13 protein-coding genes are annotated in these 16,870 nt (G+C 69.6%); 7 read left to right on the top strand and 6 right to left on the bottom strand.

Translation table 11 applies throughout. The features are described 5' to 3' along the window. Window positions 1–36: 36 nt before the first annotated feature. The gene (locus tag BHS09_RS02835) at window positions 37–609 is read right to left on the bottom strand and encodes a glutathione S-transferase family protein (RefSeq protein WP_140786985.1); all 573 of its coding nucleotides are present in this window, start codon (window positions 607–609) and stop codon (window positions 37–39) included. 20 nt (window positions 610–629) lie between these two features. Between BHS09_RS02835 and BHS09_RS02830 the strand changes: the two genes are divergently transcribed. From BHS09_RS02830 to BHS09_RS02815, 4 genes are all read left to right on the top strand, one after another. Beyond that, window positions 630–1,940: a cupin domain-containing protein gene (locus BHS09_RS02830; protein ID WP_140797090.1), complete on the top strand. Its 1,311-nt coding sequence runs from the start codon at window positions 630–632 to the stop codon at window positions 1,938–1,940. A 3-nt stretch (window positions 1,941–1,943) separates the two neighbouring features. After that, entirely contained in the window at window positions 1,944–3,251 is a 1,308-nt protein-coding gene (locus BHS09_RS02825) for a JmjC domain-containing protein (protein WP_140797089.1), read from the top strand. Window positions 3,252–3,342: 91 nt separating this feature from the next. Next, window positions 3,343–3,486: a hypothetical protein gene (locus BHS09_RS02820; protein ID WP_237080159.1), complete on the top strand. Its 144-nt coding sequence runs from the start codon at window positions 3,343–3,345 to the stop codon at window positions 3,484–3,486. 118 nt (window positions 3,487–3,604) lie between these two features. Then, on the top strand, window positions 3,605–5,530 hold the full coding sequence (locus BHS09_RS02815) for a DUF4135 domain-containing protein (RefSeq protein WP_237080158.1): 1,926 nt from the start codon (window positions 3,605–3,607) through the stop codon (window positions 5,528–5,530). Here BHS09_RS02815 and BHS09_RS02810 read toward each other — a convergent pair. The 3 genes from BHS09_RS02810 to treZ form a co-directional block, all read right to left on the bottom strand. Next, window positions 5,520–6,956 (bottom strand): M20 family metallopeptidase, encoded by a 1,437-nt coding sequence (locus BHS09_RS02810; protein ID WP_174258621.1) that lies wholly within the window; start codon window positions 6,954–6,956, stop codon window positions 5,520–5,522. The two genes, BHS09_RS02815 and BHS09_RS02810, sit on opposite strands and share 11 nt — an antisense overlap. 159 nt (window positions 6,957–7,115) lie before the next feature. Then, the gene (locus tag BHS09_RS02805) at window positions 7,116–8,462 is read right to left on the bottom strand and encodes a discoidin domain-containing protein (RefSeq protein WP_140797087.1); all 1,347 of its coding nucleotides are present in this window, start codon (window positions 8,460–8,462) and stop codon (window positions 7,116–7,118) included. Between the two features lie 306 nt (window positions 8,463–8,768). Continuing rightward, window positions 8,769–10,628 carry a malto-oligosyltrehalose trehalohydrolase gene (gene treZ / locus BHS09_RS02800; protein WP_140797086.1) on the bottom strand — a complete coding sequence of 620 codons (1,860 nt, stop codon included), beginning with the start codon at window positions 10,626–10,628 and terminating at the stop codon, window positions 8,769–8,771. A gap of 254 nt (window positions 10,629–10,882) precedes the next feature. Between treZ and BHS09_RS02795 the strand changes: the two genes are divergently transcribed. Then, entirely contained in the window at window positions 10,883–12,028 is a 1,146-nt protein-coding gene (locus BHS09_RS02795; RefSeq protein ID WP_174258620.1) for an AAA family ATPase, read from the top strand. A gap of 108 nt (window positions 12,029–12,136) precedes the next feature. Beyond that, window positions 12,137–12,517: a DUF5335 family protein gene (locus BHS09_RS02790; protein WP_174258619.1), complete on the top strand. Its 381-nt coding sequence runs from the start codon at window positions 12,137–12,139 to the stop codon at window positions 12,515–12,517. 128 nt (window positions 12,518–12,645) lie between these two features. Here BHS09_RS02790 and BHS09_RS02785 read toward each other — a convergent pair whose 3' ends face one another. After that, window positions 12,646–13,476 (bottom strand): M57 family metalloprotease, encoded by an 831-nt coding sequence (locus BHS09_RS02785; RefSeq protein ID WP_174260484.1) that lies wholly within the window; start codon window positions 13,474–13,476, stop codon window positions 12,646–12,648. A 540-nt stretch (window positions 13,477–14,016) separates the two neighbouring features. Between BHS09_RS02785 and cls the strand changes: the two genes are divergently transcribed. Then, window positions 14,017–15,477: a cardiolipin synthase gene (cls, locus tag BHS09_RS02780; protein WP_140786968.1), complete on the top strand. Its 1,461-nt coding sequence runs from the start codon at window positions 14,017–14,019 to the stop codon at window positions 15,475–15,477. On the opposite strand, the gene BHS09_RS02775 is transcribed toward cls, so the two are convergent. Beyond that, window positions 15,474–16,868 (bottom strand): MBL fold metallo-hydrolase, encoded by a 1,395-nt coding sequence (locus BHS09_RS02775; protein ID WP_140786966.1) that lies wholly within the window; start codon window positions 16,866–16,868, stop codon window positions 15,474–15,476. The genes cls and BHS09_RS02775 overlap by 4 nt on opposite strands. Window positions 16,869–16,870 lie beyond the last annotated feature (2 nt).

Here is a 16,870-nt window from a genome sequence, read left to right as displayed (position 1 = left end):
GAAGGTCCGGGCCTTCGACCTCGCGCGGGGCGCCGCTCAGCCCAGCTTCATGCCCTTCGGGCGGGCCAGCAGCCGCTCGATGTAGGCCTCCAGCGCGGGACGCCCCGTCCGGCTGCCGAAGATGCGCATCCAGATGAACATCGAGCCAATCATCACGTCCGCCGCGGTGAAGCGTTCACCGAACAGGTAGGGCCCCTGTCCCAGCTCGCCCTCGACGACGTTCAGCACCGTCTCGAAGTCCGTCCAGCCCCGCGCGGGCCCCGTCGGCAGCTTCATCAGGTGGTCCCCCATGGAGGGCTCGAGCTGCGACGTGGAGTACACCATCAACGACAGGTAGCGCCCCCGGTCCTTGTCACCCGGCTTCGGCGCGAGCTGCGCGTCCGGGAATTTCTCCGCCAGGTAGAGACAGATGGCCGCGCTCTCGAACAGCCGCGCGTCTCCGTCCACCAAGGCTGGCAATTTCCCAGCGGGGTTGATTTTCAAGAACTCAGGCGACTTGTTCTCCTTCTTCTCGAAGTCGATGGGGACGATTTCGTACTGCGCGCCGCACTCATCCAGCATCCACTTGGCAATGACCGCGCGGCTTCTGGGGTTGAAATAGAGTTTCATCGTCGGACCTGACCTTTCGGATGGAGGACAGCGCTGTCTCCTACCAGAACGCCGGCACGGGGCACGGCATCATGCGCGTGAAGAAATCCACCGCTGGACGCTCGCCCACCCGTCAGACTTCGATGGTGGAATCCCTGCCGATGAGACACGCACCCGACTGGGCCCGCTTCGCGAGCACGCACTGGGAGCAGTCCCCCACGCGGCTGCGGCTGGGCACCCCGCTCATTCCGCCCGAGCAGGCCTTCCAGGGGCTCGTCTCCATCAGCGCGCCCTTCCGCTTCGGCACGCGCTTCCGCGCCCTGCCCGACGTGCGCTTCTTCGCGGACACCGCTCGCATGCGCGCGCCCGGCACGCTCCTGCCCGGGGAGCAGGACGCGGACGCCACCGCGTATCTCCAGCGCGTCGGCCGCGAGCTCGGCGCGGCGCGCGGCTTCCAGTGCTTCGTGGAACAGCCGCTCATGCTGGACTACGCGCAGTGGGAGCGAGTGCGCGCCTTCGTCGACGGCGCGCTGGCGCAGGTCGGCGTGCCCGTGCTGCCCATCATCAGCGACCTGTGGCTGGGACGCTTCAGCGAGCCGCCGCAGGGCGCCGCGCGCCGGGAACACCATGCCCGCTTCACCGCGGTGCTCCACGGGCGGCTGCGCGTGCGCCAGTGGACGAAGGACGCCCACGAGGCCCGGACGGTGGAGGCCCAGGCGGGGGACGTGCTGTATGCGCCATCCCACGTCTGGCAAGAGGAGGCGAGCGACGAGGGCGCCCTGGTGCTGCGGCTGTGGATTCCGGTGCGCGGCAGCGAGCTCCTGGAGGCCGTGAAGGCGCTGGCGGTGAAGCTCCTGGAGGCCCAGGGCGAGGCGGATGACACCGTCCCGTACCTGCCCTTTCCCGGGACGCGTGGACGCACGCCCGTGCCACGACTGGCGCACACCGCGAGCGCGCTGCGGGCCGTGACGCACGGCCCGGACCTGCGGCAACTGCTGCGCATCGCGTGGGCCCAGCGCGTCAGCGCCTCCGCGCTGGAACCGGTGCCTCCACCGCGCGCACACGAACCCCTCGAAGAAGACGCCTACGTGCGGAAGACGCCTCCGGGCCGCGTGGTGCGGATGCTGGACAGCCCGGGGCAGTGGCTGTGGGCCGTCAACGGCCACGCCTTCGCCGGTCCAGGCCCCTTCGCGGCGCACGTACTGGACGCGCTGGCGCCGGGCGTCCCCGTGCGGGTGGGCGCCCTGTGCGGCCTGGGGCGAGGCGCGTCCCAACGCGAGCAGGTGCGGGCCTTGCTGGAAACCCTTCATGCGCTGCGCGGTATCGAGCGCGTGCCCTCGAAGGAGGCCTGACGGATGGCCCGCATCGACATCCAGCGCCGGTTCGACTGGGACACCTTCGTCACGCGCTACTGGAACCGGCGGCCGGTGCTCTACCAGGCGACGGGCGTCAATCCGTTCATGGACACGGACGTGTTCGACGCGGCGCTCGGGGCCTCGCGCGGCGCCATGGACCCGCCCACGGCGCTCGAGGCGCGCACGGACGTCCAGTTCACCATCGACCAGGGGCAGCCCGTCCACCCCGGGCCCTGGCTTCCCCGCGACACCGACGGCTCGCTGGACGGCTACGACTCGCGGCTCGCGGACGCGCTGGGAACACGTCGCTACGCGCTCATCATCTCCCTGCTGCATTCCCACGGCTACGGACTCTGGTCCCGCGAGCGGGCCTTCTTCTCCGACCTCTGGCGGCGCGTGGGGCTCCCCCTGTCAGGCGGCATCACCACGCTGTTCCATGGGAACTACGAGCACAGTCCGGTGGGCGTCCACCTGGACCGCTTCACCACGTTCCTCTTCGCCATCCGGGGCCGCAAGCGGATGCGCTTCTGGGCCAGGCGCCCCTGGAGCATGCCCGTCACCACCCTGGTGGACTACGCACCCTACCTGGCGGAGTCATTCACCGCGGAAGTGGGGCCCGGCGACATCCTCTACTGGCCCGCCAGCTACTACCACGTCGGAGAGAGCGCGAGCCGGGACGTCGCCACCAGCGTCAACGTGGGCGTCCCCGTCACCGGACACCAGGCCCGCTATGACGTGGAGGACCTCGTGAGCACAGGCCGCGGTAACGCACCACGCGCTCGCGACACGGCGCGTGGCCGTGCGCTGGTACCGGACGTGCTCGACGGCGACGGCGTGCTGCCGCGTGAGCTGCCCGCCGCCCTGCGGCAGGCCGCGAACACATTGCGCGAAAGCAGCCATGACTCACGAACCCAGGCCCACATCCGGACCCTGTGGCTCAACCGGCGCTCCGCGGGCGGCTTCGAGCCCCCACCGCCTCCCGCGAGGCGGCGGCCCCTCAAGGACACAGACATCCTTCACGGGAATAAAAGCTTCCCCATCCTGCTGGAGAAAACAGGCACGGGTTGGTGTTGTTCAGCCAACGGCAACGCGTTGCATGTCTCAGGCCTTCGGCAACCGGTGAATAAACTTGTCGCGACATTGAACACGGCGCGCACGGTGAGCGTGGGTGAACTCTTGCACCCTTTTCCCTCGCGAGGCGACATGCCACTCCGCGTCTTGAAACCGCTGCCCGCGACGCGCGCGGGCGTGCGCCGGATGCTGGAAATTCTACTGACATTTCGAGCCATCCAGCTGGCAGGCCGATAACGCAGCAAGCAAAGACATCTCAACTTGACTCAATCGAATTACACACTTTACCATGCTTGAGCAGTCTGACCCCAACGTGTGGAGGATTCCCATGGTGAAGGCGAAGACGAAGACGAAGGCGTCCAAGCAGACCAAGAAGCTGACCCAGGTGCTTCGGGAGCTGGACAAGACGACGAAGCCCGCGGGTTCCACCAACGCGTTCAAGACCTGCTCGCGCTATATGTACTGCGTCTAGGACACGCGCCGCTGACGCTTGATTGGACGCCTCACACGCGCGTCCCGGCCTCGCCGGGTCGCGCGTTTCTATTTTCGCCCGACCGGGACAGGGCCGACTGATGACGCGAAGGGCGCATGTGCTGCCATCCCTTGCACCAACACCTCCAGCCGCCCCACCCCGCTTCCCCCCGCAGACCCGCCGCCTCCTGGAGGCCGTCCGCAAGGGCCCCGAGGCCAGCGGCTGCTTCCCGCCCATTGTCCGACCCGGCCCCGAGCGTGTGCTGCAGGTGGCCCGCGCCTTCCAAGGCGCCAGTGACGCCGCGCGGCTGGGCGCCCTGCTCTCACAGCCCGCCTTCCAGCCGCTGGTGGATTTCTATGAAGCCCTGGGCGACGGGTGCGACGCCATTGCCCGGCGGCGCCCGGGCCTGTTCGGCGCGCGCGTCGTGCGGCTCACCAACGCGGCGCTGTTCGGCCCGGTGCTGACGGACGCCTTCGCATTGTGCGCCGCCACCCCGGCGGCACAGGGGCCCCACCCGGGGCTGCTCCGACTGAGGGATGGGTTCCTGGCCTTCTTCGGCCTCTTCGCGAAGCGGCTCGTACGCGACCTGAAGGCCGGCGTCTTCCGCCGCGCGGGCTTCGAGGGCCCCGTCACCCGGCTCTGGGCCAACCCCGAGGAGACGCACAACGGGCGGCAGCACGTCCTGCGCGTCCAGTTCCGCCGGGGCGGCGCGCTGGCGTACAAGCCCCGGCCCGCGAGCGGAGAGGCCCTCTTCCTGGCGGAGCCGGAGCGGCGTGGCCCACGCGCCTTCTTCGACTGGGTCAACCACCTTCCGGCGGCCTCGGGAGCGGTGCGGCTCCCCACCCTGCGCGTCCTGCGCGGACGAGGCAGGGACGCCTTCGCGTACAGCTGGCAGGACTGGATTGAACGTCCCCGCCAGTGGGGCGTCCTCCGCGATTCGCCCCAGCTGAAGCTCCACGGCTGCCAGCTGCCGCCGCCCCAGGCCGCGCGCTTCTGGCACCACGCGGGCGCCCTCACCGGCACGTGCTTCGCCGTGGGCGCGGCGGACCTGCTGGGCAGCAACCTGGTGGTGGGCGTCCGGCGCGGGCAACGCGAGCCGCTGCCCTACCTGGTGGACCTGGAGCTGTTCTTCTGTCCCGTGCGCCGGCTCCCGGAGACAGGGCTGATTCCAGAGGGGAACCGGCGCGGCAACCACCACGTCGGCTTCGAGTGGCGCGCCTGGTGGTGCACCACCGGCGGCCCGCTGCTGTGCTTCTTCCCCGCCCGGAACGGCGCGCTCCAGCTTCGCCCGCGAAGGCGCGCGTGGGCCCGGGAGGAAGCCCGCTCCGTGGTGGCGGACACCGAGGGCCACGTGGGCTACGCGGCCCACCTGCTGCCCTTCCTGCGCGGCATGTTCGACGTGTGGACCAAGCTGCTCATGGAGCACGAACGCGTGACGGCCTTCCTCGCGCACGCGGCGCGGCGGCACCATGTCCGCGTGCTCGTCAAACCCTCGGACGCGTATGACGCGCCGCTGGAGCACATGATGCTGGCGCCCCAAGGGCAGGTGCCCGGCGCCAGCGACCGGGGCCGCGTGCGCTTCAGCCCCGAGGAGCGCGAGCAGCTGGGCCGCTACGACGTGCCGTACTTCTTCCGCAAGGCGGACGGCGGTCCCCTGCTGATGATGGATGCGCCGCCCACGTCCGCGGCCTTCCGGCCCGTGGGCGAGCAACAGTTCCTGGAGTCCACGCCGCCCCCTGCCCCGCACATCCTGAACGGCGAACAGCTCGGCCTGATGAACCTGGGCGTGGCCCTGCGGGACGCGGTGGACGCCGTCGCCCAGGACCTGCGCCACCGCGTCCTGGAGGCGCCTCAATGGGGTGTGCGTCTGTCATTGGCGAAGGACCGCCGCACGGGCGCGGTGTCCTTCGACTGGCCGGAGACGGGCAAGCGCCTGACGTTCTCCTGGAACCGCCGCACCGTGCGCCTCACCGACGAGACACTGGACGAGGCGCCCGCTCCCCGGCATGGGAAGCGGGCCCGGCGAAAGCCGCCTACCGCTTGAAGTGGTCGGCGATAACGCTGGCCACGCAGCAGGTGAGCTTCTTGCCCGTGGGGATGTGGAGGAACTCGTTGGGGCCGTGGGCGTTGCTGCCCGGGCCCAGCAGGCCGGTGATGAGGAACTGCGCCTCCGGGAAGCGCTCGCCCAGCATGCCCATGAAGGGGATGGTGCCGCCCTCACCCATGGCCATGGCCGGCCGGCCGAAGTAGGTGGCGGACGCGGACTCCACCGCGTTCGACAGCCAGGAGGCCAGCGGCGGCGCGTCCCAGCCGGTGCTGGACTTCTCACCCTCGAACGTCACCGTCGCGCCGTACGGCGGGTCCTTCACCAGCGCCTGCGTCAGCGCCTCCATGGCCGCCTTGGGGTCCACGCGCGGCGGGATGCGCATGGACAGCTTCACCGTGGTGAAGGGCCGCAGCACGTTGCCCGCGCTGTTGAGCGCCGGCATGCCGTCCACGCCCGTCACGGACAGCGCCGGGCGCCACGTCCGGTTGAGCACCAGCTCCGCGCCGTCGTCCGACACGGGGCGGATGCCGGGCACCCAGGGGAACTTGGTGAAGACCTCCTCGCCCAGCACCTTGGCCGCCGCGCGGGCCTGGTCGCGCCGCGCCTCCGGAATCTGCGTGTGCAGGGCCTCCACCAGCACCTTGCCCGTGCCCTCCTCCTCCACGCGCGACAGCACCTGCCGCAGCACGCGGAAGGACGACGGGACGATTCCGCTCGCGTCCCCGGAGTGCACGCCCTCCGTGAGCACGTCCACCCGCAGGTTGCCGGCCACCATGCCGCGCAGCGACGTGGTCATCCACAGCTGCTCGTAGTTGGCGCAGCCGGAATCCAGACACACCACCAGCGACGGCTTGCCGATGCGCGGCGCCAGCGCCTCGATGTAGGCCGGCAAGTCGTAGCTGCCGCTCTCCTCGCACGCCTCGATGAGCACCACGCAGCGCGCGTGCGGCAGGCCCTGCTCGCGAAGCAGGCGAATGGCGGTGAGCGACGCGAAGGCGGAGTAGCCGTCATCCGCGCCGCCGCGCCCGTAGAGCTTGTCGCCCTCGCGCACCGGCGTCCACGGCGTCAGGCCCTCGCGCCAGCCCGTCATCTCCGGCTGCTTGTCCAGGTGGCCGTACAAGAGGACGGTGTCGTCGCCCTTCGTCCCGGGCACCTCCATGTAGATGACCGGCGTGCGCTCGCGGCCCTTCTCGTCCTTGAGGCGCACCACCTCCAGCACCAGGCCGGGCAGGTGCTGGGCCTGCGCGAGGCACCAGTCCGCGACGAGCTGAACGGCGGCCTCCATGTGGCCGGAGCGGACCCAGTCCGGGTCGAAAGCGGGCGACTTGTTGGGGATGCGGATGTAGCGCTCGAGCGCGGGGAGGATTTCCTGCTCCCAGATGCGGTCGGACGTGTCGGTGGCGGTCTGGACGTTCATGGCCATGTCGGGCCGAATCCAGAACACGGGAGAGGGGCCCCCGTCCACAGGGGGAATCCACCAGGAGGCCGGACGGCGTTGATGGCCCCCATCGGATGCGCTGAAAACGCCCCACCCCGGCACTCCTGGGAGTACCGGGGCGGGGCGCCAACTGCCGTCAGCCGCTCACTGCTCCGCGGGGATTTCGCGCACGGACAGCCACTTGAAGTCCACGTCGGTGGCGCTGTCCCAGCGGAAGACCGCGATGGGGCCGCCCCAGCTGATGGGCATGGCGTTCACCCCGCCGCCGCAGTGGCTGGCGTCGCCACCCCAGCTACCCGAGTCCACCATGTCGTAGACCTTCTTCCAGGTGACCTTGTCGGCGTTCTCGTTGAGGTACATCTCCAGGCGCACGGCGTCCTTGCCGTTGACCTTGGTGTTGCGCATCACCGACTTGAAGCCCACCCAGCGGCCGCGGAGCGCGGACGTGCCGGACTTGTACGCCGCTTGTTCGTACGAGACGTGCCACGTCTCCTTCTGCCAGCGGACCCGGCCGTCATAGTGCAGCGAGCCCTTGTAGGCACTGCCCTCGCAGCCCGAGTGGCTGTCGTTGTGCTTTCCGCCACGCGCGTACCAGGCGAAGTTGTCCGTGTTGTCGGACGCGGAGTTGACCTTGATGAAGCCCGTCATCTCCACGTTCCGCCAGTCGTTCGCCGCCTGCATGTAGCCTCGGCTGGCCAGCACGTCACGGTCATAGGTCGGAATCTTGGACGCGCTGTAGCCCGTTGAAGTGAAGACGGACATGCGCACCTTGCTGTTCTTCATCTTCCAGGAGCCGTCCGAGTTGCGGCTGATGGTGTTCTGCGGGTCAAAGCGCTTGTCGGACGTCGCGTTGTCCGCCAGGAACCACTGCTCGCCGCCCGACTTGGTCGGGTAGATCATCGACACGCCGAACTTGTCCTGGGTGGGCGAGGGGCCCGGGCCGGGGTCCGGATTCTCCGGGTCCGGATTCTCCGGGTCCGGGTCGGGGTCCGGGATGGTGGCGCCGGAGAGGGCCGCCATGTCCGTGATGCTGCCCCAGGTCGTCTGGGTGCTGCCGTAGAAGGTGACGCGCACGTAGCGGGCGTTCACCGTGGGGAAGGTGACGCGGTCGAAGTCAGCCGTCTTCCCGGAGGAGATGCCCACGAAGACGCGGGTGAACGTGGTCCCGTCCGTCGACGTGGAGATGTCGAAGAGGTTGATGCGCTCGTTGCCACGGAACCAGGCGATGTCCAGGCCGTTCAGCGGCTTCACCGACCCCATGTCGCCGCGAAGCCACTGGCCCGCGCCGGAGGCCGACCAGCGCGTGGCCTTGTTGCCGTCAACCGCCATGGCAGGCGTGTTGCCGTCGTCGGAACTGGCGGTGGCGGACGTGAAGCCTCCAGCGGCCAGCGCGGGCGTCGCGAACGCGCCGACAGCCAGCGAGAACGCGGTGACAGACGTACGGAAGCGCTTCCATCCCCCCCGGGACGAAGTCGAGTGCTGTCGATTCAAGTGACTACCTCAAGTGAGGCCGCGAGCTTCCGCGACACATCGGAGCGGCCAAGAGCCCCTCCGGAGCGCCGCGTTCCCCCCGCGGCGCGTGGACTTCCATTCCCTGACCGCCCCGGAAGCAAGCACCCACACCTACGCGCGGGGGCTTTCTTCAGGAGCGACCAGAGGTGTTACCGACTCAACGACGGACTGCGGGCCCAAATACCCTTTGAGTCGATATGGAATTCCCACGACATTTCTTGAGCATGTTTTCAGCCATGCCCGCTCGCCCTGCAGTGAAACGTGCAATGAAACATCACGCGTTTCTCAGTCTTTTGCGGGAAGTCTTATCACAGCCAGAGCCGAACCCTTCAGCTGCACGGTGTCTGTCTTCAATGGCTGCAATTTTTCGGAGCCGCCGAAGCAAGCATCTTCGGTCCACAGCACCAGCTCCGAGCCGGCGGGCACCGGATAATCCAGCGCGCCGCGCAGGCTGAGCAACACCCGCAGGCGCTGGCCGCCCCCACGCCGCTCGAGCACCAGGGCGTCCGGCCCCAGGGCCCGGGCCTCGTAGGAGCCCCGCCCCGTCTCGCGCAGGGCGGGCTCAGAAGCGCGCAGACGGAGCAGCTCCCGGTAGAGCGCTCGCACGCCCGCATGCCCTGGTTTCTCCGCCTCCGCCCAGTCCAGTCGGGAGCGGGTGAAGGTGTCCTCCGCCTGCGGGTCCGGCACCTCCGCGCCCGCGAAGCGCGCGAAGCCGGCGAACTCCTTGCGCCGGCCCTCCGTGACGAGCTTGCCCAGCTCCGCGTTGTGCTCGGTGAAGTAGAGGAAGGGCGTGCTGGCGTTCCACTCCTGCCCCATGAAGAGCATGGGCGTGTAGGGAGACAGCAGCAGCAGCCCACTCATGGCGCGGAAGGCCGCGGGGCTCACGTCGTGCCCCAGCCGCTCGCCGAAGGCACGGTTGCCCACCTGGTCATGGTTCTGGATGCAGTGGACGAAGCGCCAGGGCTCCAGCCCATCCGCCTTCGTGCCTCGCGCATGGCCCAGGTTCTTCGACACCTGCCCTTCGTAGAACCAGCCCTGGTTCAGCGTGCGCGCCAGGTCCTCCGTGTTGCCCGTGTAGTCCTGGTAGTAGCCCTCGCTGTCCCCCGCGAAGGCGCGGCGCATCTGGTGGTGGAAGTCATCCGCCCACACGCCGTCCAGTCCCAGGCCGCCCTCCGCCGCGGGGCGCATCAGGCGCCGCTCGTTGCGCTCGTCCTCGGCGATGACATGCACCTGCCGGCCCGGCGCGCAGGCCCGCGCACGCTCGGCGATTTCGGTGAGCAGGTGCGGCGTGCCGTCGTCGATGATGGCGTGCGCGGCGTCCAGGCGCAGGCCGTCCAGGTGGTAGTCGGCAATCCACATCTCCACGTTGGCCAGCACCTGGGTTCGCGCGTGGGCGCTGCCTTCGCCGTCGTAGTTCACCGCGTCGCCCCACGGCGTGTGGTGGCGGCCGGTGAAGTAGTGCGGCGAATACACCCGCAGGTAATTCCCATCCGGTCCGAAGTGGTTGTAGACGGCGTCCATCAGCACCGCGAGCCCGTGCGCGTGCGCGGCGTCCACCAACCGGCGCAGCCCCTCCGGACCGCCGTAGGCCCACAGGGGCGCGAACAGACTCACGCCGTCGTAGCCCCAGTTGCGGCGTCCCGGGAAGGACGCCACCGGCATCAGCTCCAGCGCGGTGACGCCCAGCTCCTTGAGGCCGGCCAGACGCGGGATGAGCGACTCGAAGGTGCCTTCGGGCGTGGCCGTGCCCACGTGCACCTCGTAGATGACCAGCGCCTGCGGCGCCACGCCCTTCCAGCCCGCATCCGTCCAGGCGAAGTCGGGCACCACCACTTCGGACGGCCCATGCACGCCCTGGGGCTGCGAACGCGACCACGGGTCTGGGAAGGGGCCTTCGCCGTCCACGCGCAGTTTGTAGCGAAGCCCCGCGCCCTGCCCTTCCAGCACCGCGCCGAAGCAGTCGCCGGGCTCCTGCGCCATCGGCAAGACGCGGCCGGGATTGCCTTGCGCGTCGTGCAGCACCACCTCCACGCGCTGGTGGCCGGGCGCCCAGACACGCCACCGCACCCGCCCGTCCGCCTCCACCCACGCCCCCAAGAGAGGGGCCTTCGACCGCGCTGCCCGAGACTCATCCGCTGGACCCATGGGCGTGACCCTGTAATGCGTCACCCCTGCCCTTGAGGAGCACTCCGTGCGGCCGGACGCGCCCGCCGCGCGGCGGATGTTCACGGGTAGGCATGGCGCCCGGAAGGAATGGGAACCGCCCGACGGTGTTCGTGACGACACCCCGGGCTGGAAGACGGCCGTGAGCAGGCGCGCGGCCCGCCTTGTCGGCCCCGCGCCCCGCCAGGATGATGCGCCCTCCGGCGGCCACCCGCCCCTGATTGGAGTCCCCTGGAATGAGCATCCCCCACCCTGGCCTGGAGCCGCTGCCCGAATCGCCTGACGAGGACGTGCGCGCGCGCGTCGCCGCCATTGAGGTCCTCTCCCCCCGCGAAATCGACGAGCGGTTGTCGGACCTGGGCTACCGGGGGCAGCCGGAGGCGCGCCGCGCGGCATCCGTGCTGGCGTACCGGCACCTGCGCCGCATCCGCCACCTGTTCCTGGAGGGGCTCGCCCCCGAACCGGGCATGCGGGAGAACTGCCTCTTCCTGGGGCCCACCGGCTCGGGGAAGACGTTCCTCGTGGAGCTGCTGTTCCGCGAAATCCTCGCCGTGCCCACCGTGCTGGCGGACGCCACGCAGTTCTCCGAAACGGGCTACGTGGGCGACGACGTGAGCACGCTGCTGTCGCGCCTGTACGAAGCCGCGGACCGGGACGCGGCCTGGGCCGGCTGCGGCGTGGTGTGCATGGACGAGTTCGACAAGCTCGCCACCAGCCGCTCCGACAGCCGCTTCGCCGGCCAGCAGACCACGAAGGACGTCAGCGGCTTCGGCGTGCAGCGCAGCCTGCTGCACATGCTGTCCGCCCCCAGCGCGGACTTCCCGCCCGACTTCGGCTTCACCAGCCGCCAGCGGCCCGACACCATGGAGCTGGCCTGCGTCACCTTCATCGCGTGCGGCGCCTTCAGTGGCCTGGGCGCCACCGCGGATGGGCTGGCCCGGAGCGAACACCTGGGCTTCGGCCGCGAACCGCTCCCGGCGCGGGCGGAGAGCATCGCCACGCGGGTGACGGAGGAGCAGTTGGAACAGACCACCGCCTTCGCGCGCTACGGCTTCATCCCGGAGCTCATTGGCCGCTTCAACCGGCTGGTCTCCTTCTCGCCCCTGGACGCGGGCACCCTGGGCGACATCCTCCAGCACAACGTGCTGCGTGCCTACGAGCGCGAGTTCGAGCAGGAAGGGCTGCGCCTGCAGGTGGACACCGAGGTGCGGGAGTTCGTGGTCGCCCGCGCGCTCAAGCGGGAGACGGGCGCGCGAGGGCTGCGCACGACGCTCGCCCCCTTGCTGGAGCGGGCCGCCTACGAGCACTTTGGCCACCGTGGAAACGACGGCACGCTCCGGCTGACGCTGGAGGCCGGCGAGGTCCAGGCGCGGCGGGTGTAGCCGCGCGCCTTCCGGCCAGCTGACGTGCCAGGGGAGCAGGCCCGTTCCACACCCCGCACTCACAAGCCTTACGGTTTTGCTGAGCAACGGAATCCGGAGGGCAGACACATGCATCACACTCGGGAGATACCCAGGGAAGGCTGGGGGGACTACCTCGCCTTGCTGAGCAACCTGGAGCGCGACCACTGGGTGCGCATCGAGACGGAGAGCGCCGACTTCGGCGACCAGCCGCTCGCCGGCAGGCTGCCGCTGGTCGAAATCGCCCTTGAACCGAAGGGGAGCGACAAGGGCTCCGTGGAAATCATCGTCGGTCGGCCGGGCGGAGAGGTCACCCACCGCATCCTCAAGCCCGACCACATCTACGCGGATGAGAGCGAGAGCGGCGAATTGGAGTGCCTGGACATCGAGGACGCGGACCACGTGAAGACGCTCATCTTCTTCGAGTCGCCCCACGCGACCGAGGAGCTGGGCGTCGGCGCGCCGTCCTGACGGCGGGCAGCGCGCGAACGCGATGAGGCCGGAAGGCACCCGCCCGAGCAAGGGGTGCCCTCCAGCCAGCGCGCCCTTCCTGGCCGGGCCTCACGGCGCGGCCAGGGCGGCGGTCCCGCATCGTGGGACTACGGGTACAGCGCGCGAGCGCCCTGCTTGTCCAGGGTGGTGAGCACCAGGTCACCCGTCTGGGTGCCAGCGCACTGCGGGTAGTGCATGACGGACGCGCGGTCATACGTCGTCGTCAGGGCGCGCCACGCGTTGTCCTCGAAGCAGCCGCTGCCCGAGGAACGCGTGTGCTCGTGACGGAAGCCCAGCACGTGGCCCAGCTCGTGACGCATGATGCCCGTCAGCGTCCAGGGGGAGATGCTGCCGAAGGCGGAGTTGTCCACCAGCACGTTGCGGCCCGAGCGCGCCGAGTTCGGGAAGAAGGCGCGCGCCAGGTAGCTGCCGCCCGCGTTCACCGGACGCACGTCGAAGAGCACGTTGTTGTTCGAAGCGGTGCAGGACCCGTCCTGCGCGGTCACGTGGGTGAAGTTGACGTTCGCGGTGGCCTCCCAGGCCGCCGTGGCGCTGTTCATCGCCGTCACCACACGCGACTTGTTGCCGGAGAAGGTGCTGCTGACGCAGTACGTGAGGTTGCGCGCCTGGGTGGCGTTCCACTTCACGTCCCCGCTGACGGCCTTGGTGGGGCTGGTGTTGTAGACGGCCAGGCCGCCCCGGCTGGTCCCCGTCTCCGCCGCGACGTGGTTGTCGAAGAAGGTCCGCAGCTCCTCCTCGCTGTCCAGCGCCATGTCACCGTCGAAAATCAGCTTGCCCTCGGGATCCTCGTACACCGAGGCCCGGAACTCCTCCCACGTCATCTTCGGCTGCTCGGACTCGGAGGCCTCCGGGCCACCGCACGCGGAACCGAGAAGGGCCACACCAGCCACCAGCGCAACGGAGCGGAACTTGAGCATCTTGGGGTTTCCTCTGACGCCTACTTCGGGGGACGCCCCCGCCGCCCGGCGATTCCGCCAGCCGCGGCCTGGAGCGCTCCGCCCTTGAGCAACCGCCGCGCCAATCTGACGCCCAGAGGACAAAGCAAGATTTCATGACATTGCATGGACTTTCGATATTCCAAGTTTGAAGCCAAAGAATGTAAACATCCCTGACGGCGCGCCCGGCAACATGGCGTCAGCACGGAGGAATCGCGTCCGTCGAGGGTGTCGCATCCAAACCAGACAGTGCTGTCTGTTTATCGGTCACCTGCCCCGTGGGGCAGGTCCGCTGCGCCCGGGGAGAAAACCACCCGTTGCAAAATGCCAGACATTGGCAAGATGCATTCCCAGACAGCCTGCGTCAACCCCTTCAACACAGCAGGGCCGGATTCATTCAGCCAGCGCCGGCACACGGGGGCCAACGGCCGCGGGGGTTGATTCCCGACGCCCCGGGGGCGCTGAGGACTGCGCGCTCCATGCGGGCGTGATAGGCGGAACGGGAGGGCCCCGCCGTTCGCTATGCACCTGTTCGACATCCCCGCGTGGTTGGAGGTGGCCTGGCCCCACGTGGTGGCGGCGCTGACCGTGCTCATCAGCGTGGTGGCCAGTGCCCATGCGGTGCTGCACAAGCGGGACGTGCGGGCCGCGGTGGGCTGGGTGGGGCTGGCGTGGCTGGTGCCGGTGCTGGGCGGGGTGCTGTACGTCCTGCTGGGCATCAACCGCATCCGGCGGCGGGCGCGGTCGTTGATGCTGAAACAAGAGCACGGCCGCTTTCCGCCACTGTCCCAGGTGGCGCCCGTGAAGGCGGAGACGGTGAGCGGCCCCCACCCCGAGGCCGCCCCCCTGGCACCCCTGGTGCGGCTGGGGGACGCGGTGGTGGGACGGCCGCTGCTGCCGGGCAACCGCCTCACCGTGCTGGAGTCCCGCCGGGACGCCTACCCCGCCATGCTGGAGGCGATTGACGCGGCGCGCACGACGCTGTCGCTGTGCAGCTACATCTTCGACAACGACATGGCGGGCCGGCGCTTCGTGGAGGCACTGAGCGCGGCGGTGAAGCGGGGCGTGGAGGTGCGGGTGTTGGTGGACGCGGTGGGCTCGCGCTACACGTGGCCGCCCATCCTGGGCCGGCTGCGGCGAGCCGGCGTCCGCGCCGCGCGCTTCCTGCCGTCGCTGATGCCCTACCGGCTGCCCTTCGCCAACCTGCGCAACCACCGCAAGCTGCTGGTGGTGGACGGGCGCGTGGGCTTCACGGGCGGCATGAACATCCGCGAGGCCTTCTGGCCCGGTGAGCACGCCGCCGTGGACCTGCACTTCCGCGTCGAAGGACCGCTGGTGGGACAGCTCCAGGAGACCTTCGCGGAGGACTGGGCCTTCACCACGCGCGAGCGGCTGACAGGCGAGGCCTGGTTCCCGCCGCTCACCGAAGCGGGCACCGTGCTCGCGCGGGGCATCGCGGACGGCCCGGACGAGGACTTCGAGACGCTGCGCACGGTGCTGCTGGGGGCCCTGGCCACGGCGCGGACGTCGGTGCGCATCGTCACGCCCTACTTCCTCCCGGACACGGCGCTCATCACCGCGCTGAGCGTGGCGGCGCTGCGCGGCGTCCAGGTGGACATCCTCCTTCCCGAGAAGGGCAATCTTCCGCTGGTGCAGTGGGCCGCCTACGCGCAGCTCTGGCAGGTGCTGCGGCCGGGCTGCCGCATCTTCCTCACCGCCCCGCCCTTCGACCACACGAAGCTGATGGTGGTGGACGGCGTGTGGTCGCTCATCGGCTCGGCCAACTGGGACCCGCGCTCGCTGCGCCTCAACTTCGAGTTCAACGTGGAGTGCTACGACGCCGCGCTGGCCACGCAGCTGGAGGGCGTGGTGGCCGCGCGGCTGCGCAACGCGCGGCCCCTCACGTTGGAGCAGGTGGACGCGCGCGCCCTGCCCATCCGCCTGCGGGATGGGCTGGCGCGGCTGCTGTCGCCGTACCTCTAGAGCAGGGCGCGGCGGACCCGCCAGAAGGTCTCCTTGGCGGCACGGTAGCCCCGCGAGTCCTGGGGCAGCAGCATGCGCAGCAGCTCCGCGGACTGCGTCTGCAGGGGCCGCACGCAATGCGTCTCCACTTTGGCGCGCAGGAAGCCCAGCGGGTCGCGCTTGCGGTAGTCCGCGAAATAGGTCCGCAGCTCGTTGCGCGTGCGAGCCTGCCCGTTGTCCGCGTACTTGGCCACGTAGGGGCTGAAGTCCGGATAGAGCCGCCCCGCGCCGAAGTCGCCGTGCAGCGTCGTCTTCATGAAGTTGCCGATGAGCAGGTCGTCGAAGACCTGGTAGCGCACGGCCGACATCAGCGAGCCGCGTGGCACCTCGAAGGTGATGCCCCGGCGGAAGCGACGCTTCTGGAATTCGATGACGTGCTCCCGGCCTCCCACGCGGAAGCGCAGGAAGTCGAGCGTGCGCCCCAGGTGCTCCACGCCGAGGAAGTAGGTGGTGAGCGCCGTCACCTCGTCCGTGTCCAGTGAATCGCTCCAGTCGTCGCCGAAGGCCTTGGGGTCCACCGGGCGCAGGACGCGCTCCCGGGGCTGGATGCGCTCCGTCTGACCGCGGATGAAGTCGTGGCGGATGAACGCGGGCAGCAGCGAGCAGGTGCGCGACTCGAAGCCCCGGCCGTAGTCCTCCAGCCGGGTGGTGTACTCGGAGGCCCAGATGCTGTCGGCCCGCTGGTACTTGTGCATGGAGCTGAAGGGGACGAAGTAGCGCACCCCGTAGAACTCCGCCTGCCGGGCAATGCTCCGCCCCACGGGCGTCTTCGCCGCGGCATAGGGCTCGATGCGCTGCCCGTCCTCGGTGAAGAAGTTGATCATGTCCGCGTCGCCATACCCGGACAGGGCCAGGAGATACGACTCCTGATACCCGCTGACCACCTTGCGCACGAAGTGGCCGGCACCGCGGTCCCCCGCGTCGTTGAGGTTGACCAGCAGCCGCCCGCCCAGGTCCACCAGCAGGACCGCGTCCTGGTTCACGTCCGGCAGACACATGACGCGGATGCGCGGTGACAACTGCGTCCACACCCGGTCCGCCAGCACGTGCACCTTGAAGCCCTGCTCGCGCAAGTCATCGCGCATCCGGTTGCCGAAATGGTTGGGCACCAGCAGCGTGCGCGAGCGCAGCGCGCCCAGCGATTCCATGCTCAGGTGGTCCGGGTGGCCATGGGACAGCCACACGTAGGGACAGGCCTGGATGGCCTCGCGCTGCGCCGCCGGAATCTCATGCGACAGCGTCCAGCTCCCGAAGTACGCGCTGCCGTCCGTCCACGGGTCTGTCACCAGCACCGGACCGTGGTCGTGGCAGATGAGCGTGGCGTTTCCAATCGTCTCGAAGCCCAGTTCCATCG

Origin of the sequence: Myxococcus xanthus (genome assembly GCF_006402735.1) — a bacterium.
Lineage (GTDB): Bacteria > Myxococcota > Myxococcia > Myxococcales > Myxococcaceae > Myxococcus > Myxococcus xanthus_A.
The sequence above is the reverse complement of the archived record's forward strand: the minus strand, read 5'-3'. Positions and strand labels throughout refer to the sequence as shown.

Excerpts from the sequence above, each read along its gene's own strand:
- BHS09_RS02825 (WP_140797089.1), top strand. The coding sequence starts at position 1,944 with ATGGCCCGCATCGACATCCAGCGCCGGTTCGACTGGGACACCTTCGTC.
- BHS09_RS02810 (WP_174258621.1), bottom strand. The coding sequence starts at position 6,956 with ATGGCCATGAACGTCCAGACCGCCACCGACACGTCCGACCGCATCTGG.
- BHS09_RS02795 (WP_174258620.1), top strand. The coding sequence starts at position 10,883 with ATGAGCATCCCCCACCCTGGCCTGGAGCCGCTGCCCGAATCGCCTGAC.
- BHS09_RS02835 (WP_140786985.1), bottom strand. The coding sequence starts at position 609 with ATGAAACTCTATTTCAACCCCAGAAGCCGCGCGGTCATTGCCAAGTGG.
- BHS09_RS02775 (WP_140786966.1), bottom strand. The coding sequence starts at position 16,868 with ATGGAACTGGGCTTCGAGACGATTGGAAACGCCACGCTCATCTGCCAC.
- treZ (WP_140797086.1), bottom strand. The coding sequence starts at position 10,628 with ATGGGTCCAGCGGATGAGTCTCGGGCAGCGCGGTCGAAGGCCCCTCTC.
- BHS09_RS02820 (WP_237080159.1), top strand. The coding sequence starts at position 3,343 with ATGGTGAAGGCGAAGACGAAGACGAAGGCGTCCAAGCAGACCAAGAAG.
- BHS09_RS02785 (WP_174260484.1), bottom strand. The coding sequence starts at position 13,476 with ATGCTCAAGTTCCGCTCCGTTGCGCTGGTGGCTGGTGTGGCCCTTCTC.
- BHS09_RS02790 (WP_174258619.1), top strand. The coding sequence starts at position 12,137 with ATGCATCACACTCGGGAGATACCCAGGGAAGGCTGGGGGGACTACCTC.
- BHS09_RS02830 (WP_140797090.1), top strand. The coding sequence starts at position 630 with ATGGAGGACAGCGCTGTCTCCTACCAGAACGCCGGCACGGGGCACGGC.
- cls (WP_140786968.1), top strand. The coding sequence starts at position 14,017 with ATGCACCTGTTCGACATCCCCGCGTGGTTGGAGGTGGCCTGGCCCCAC.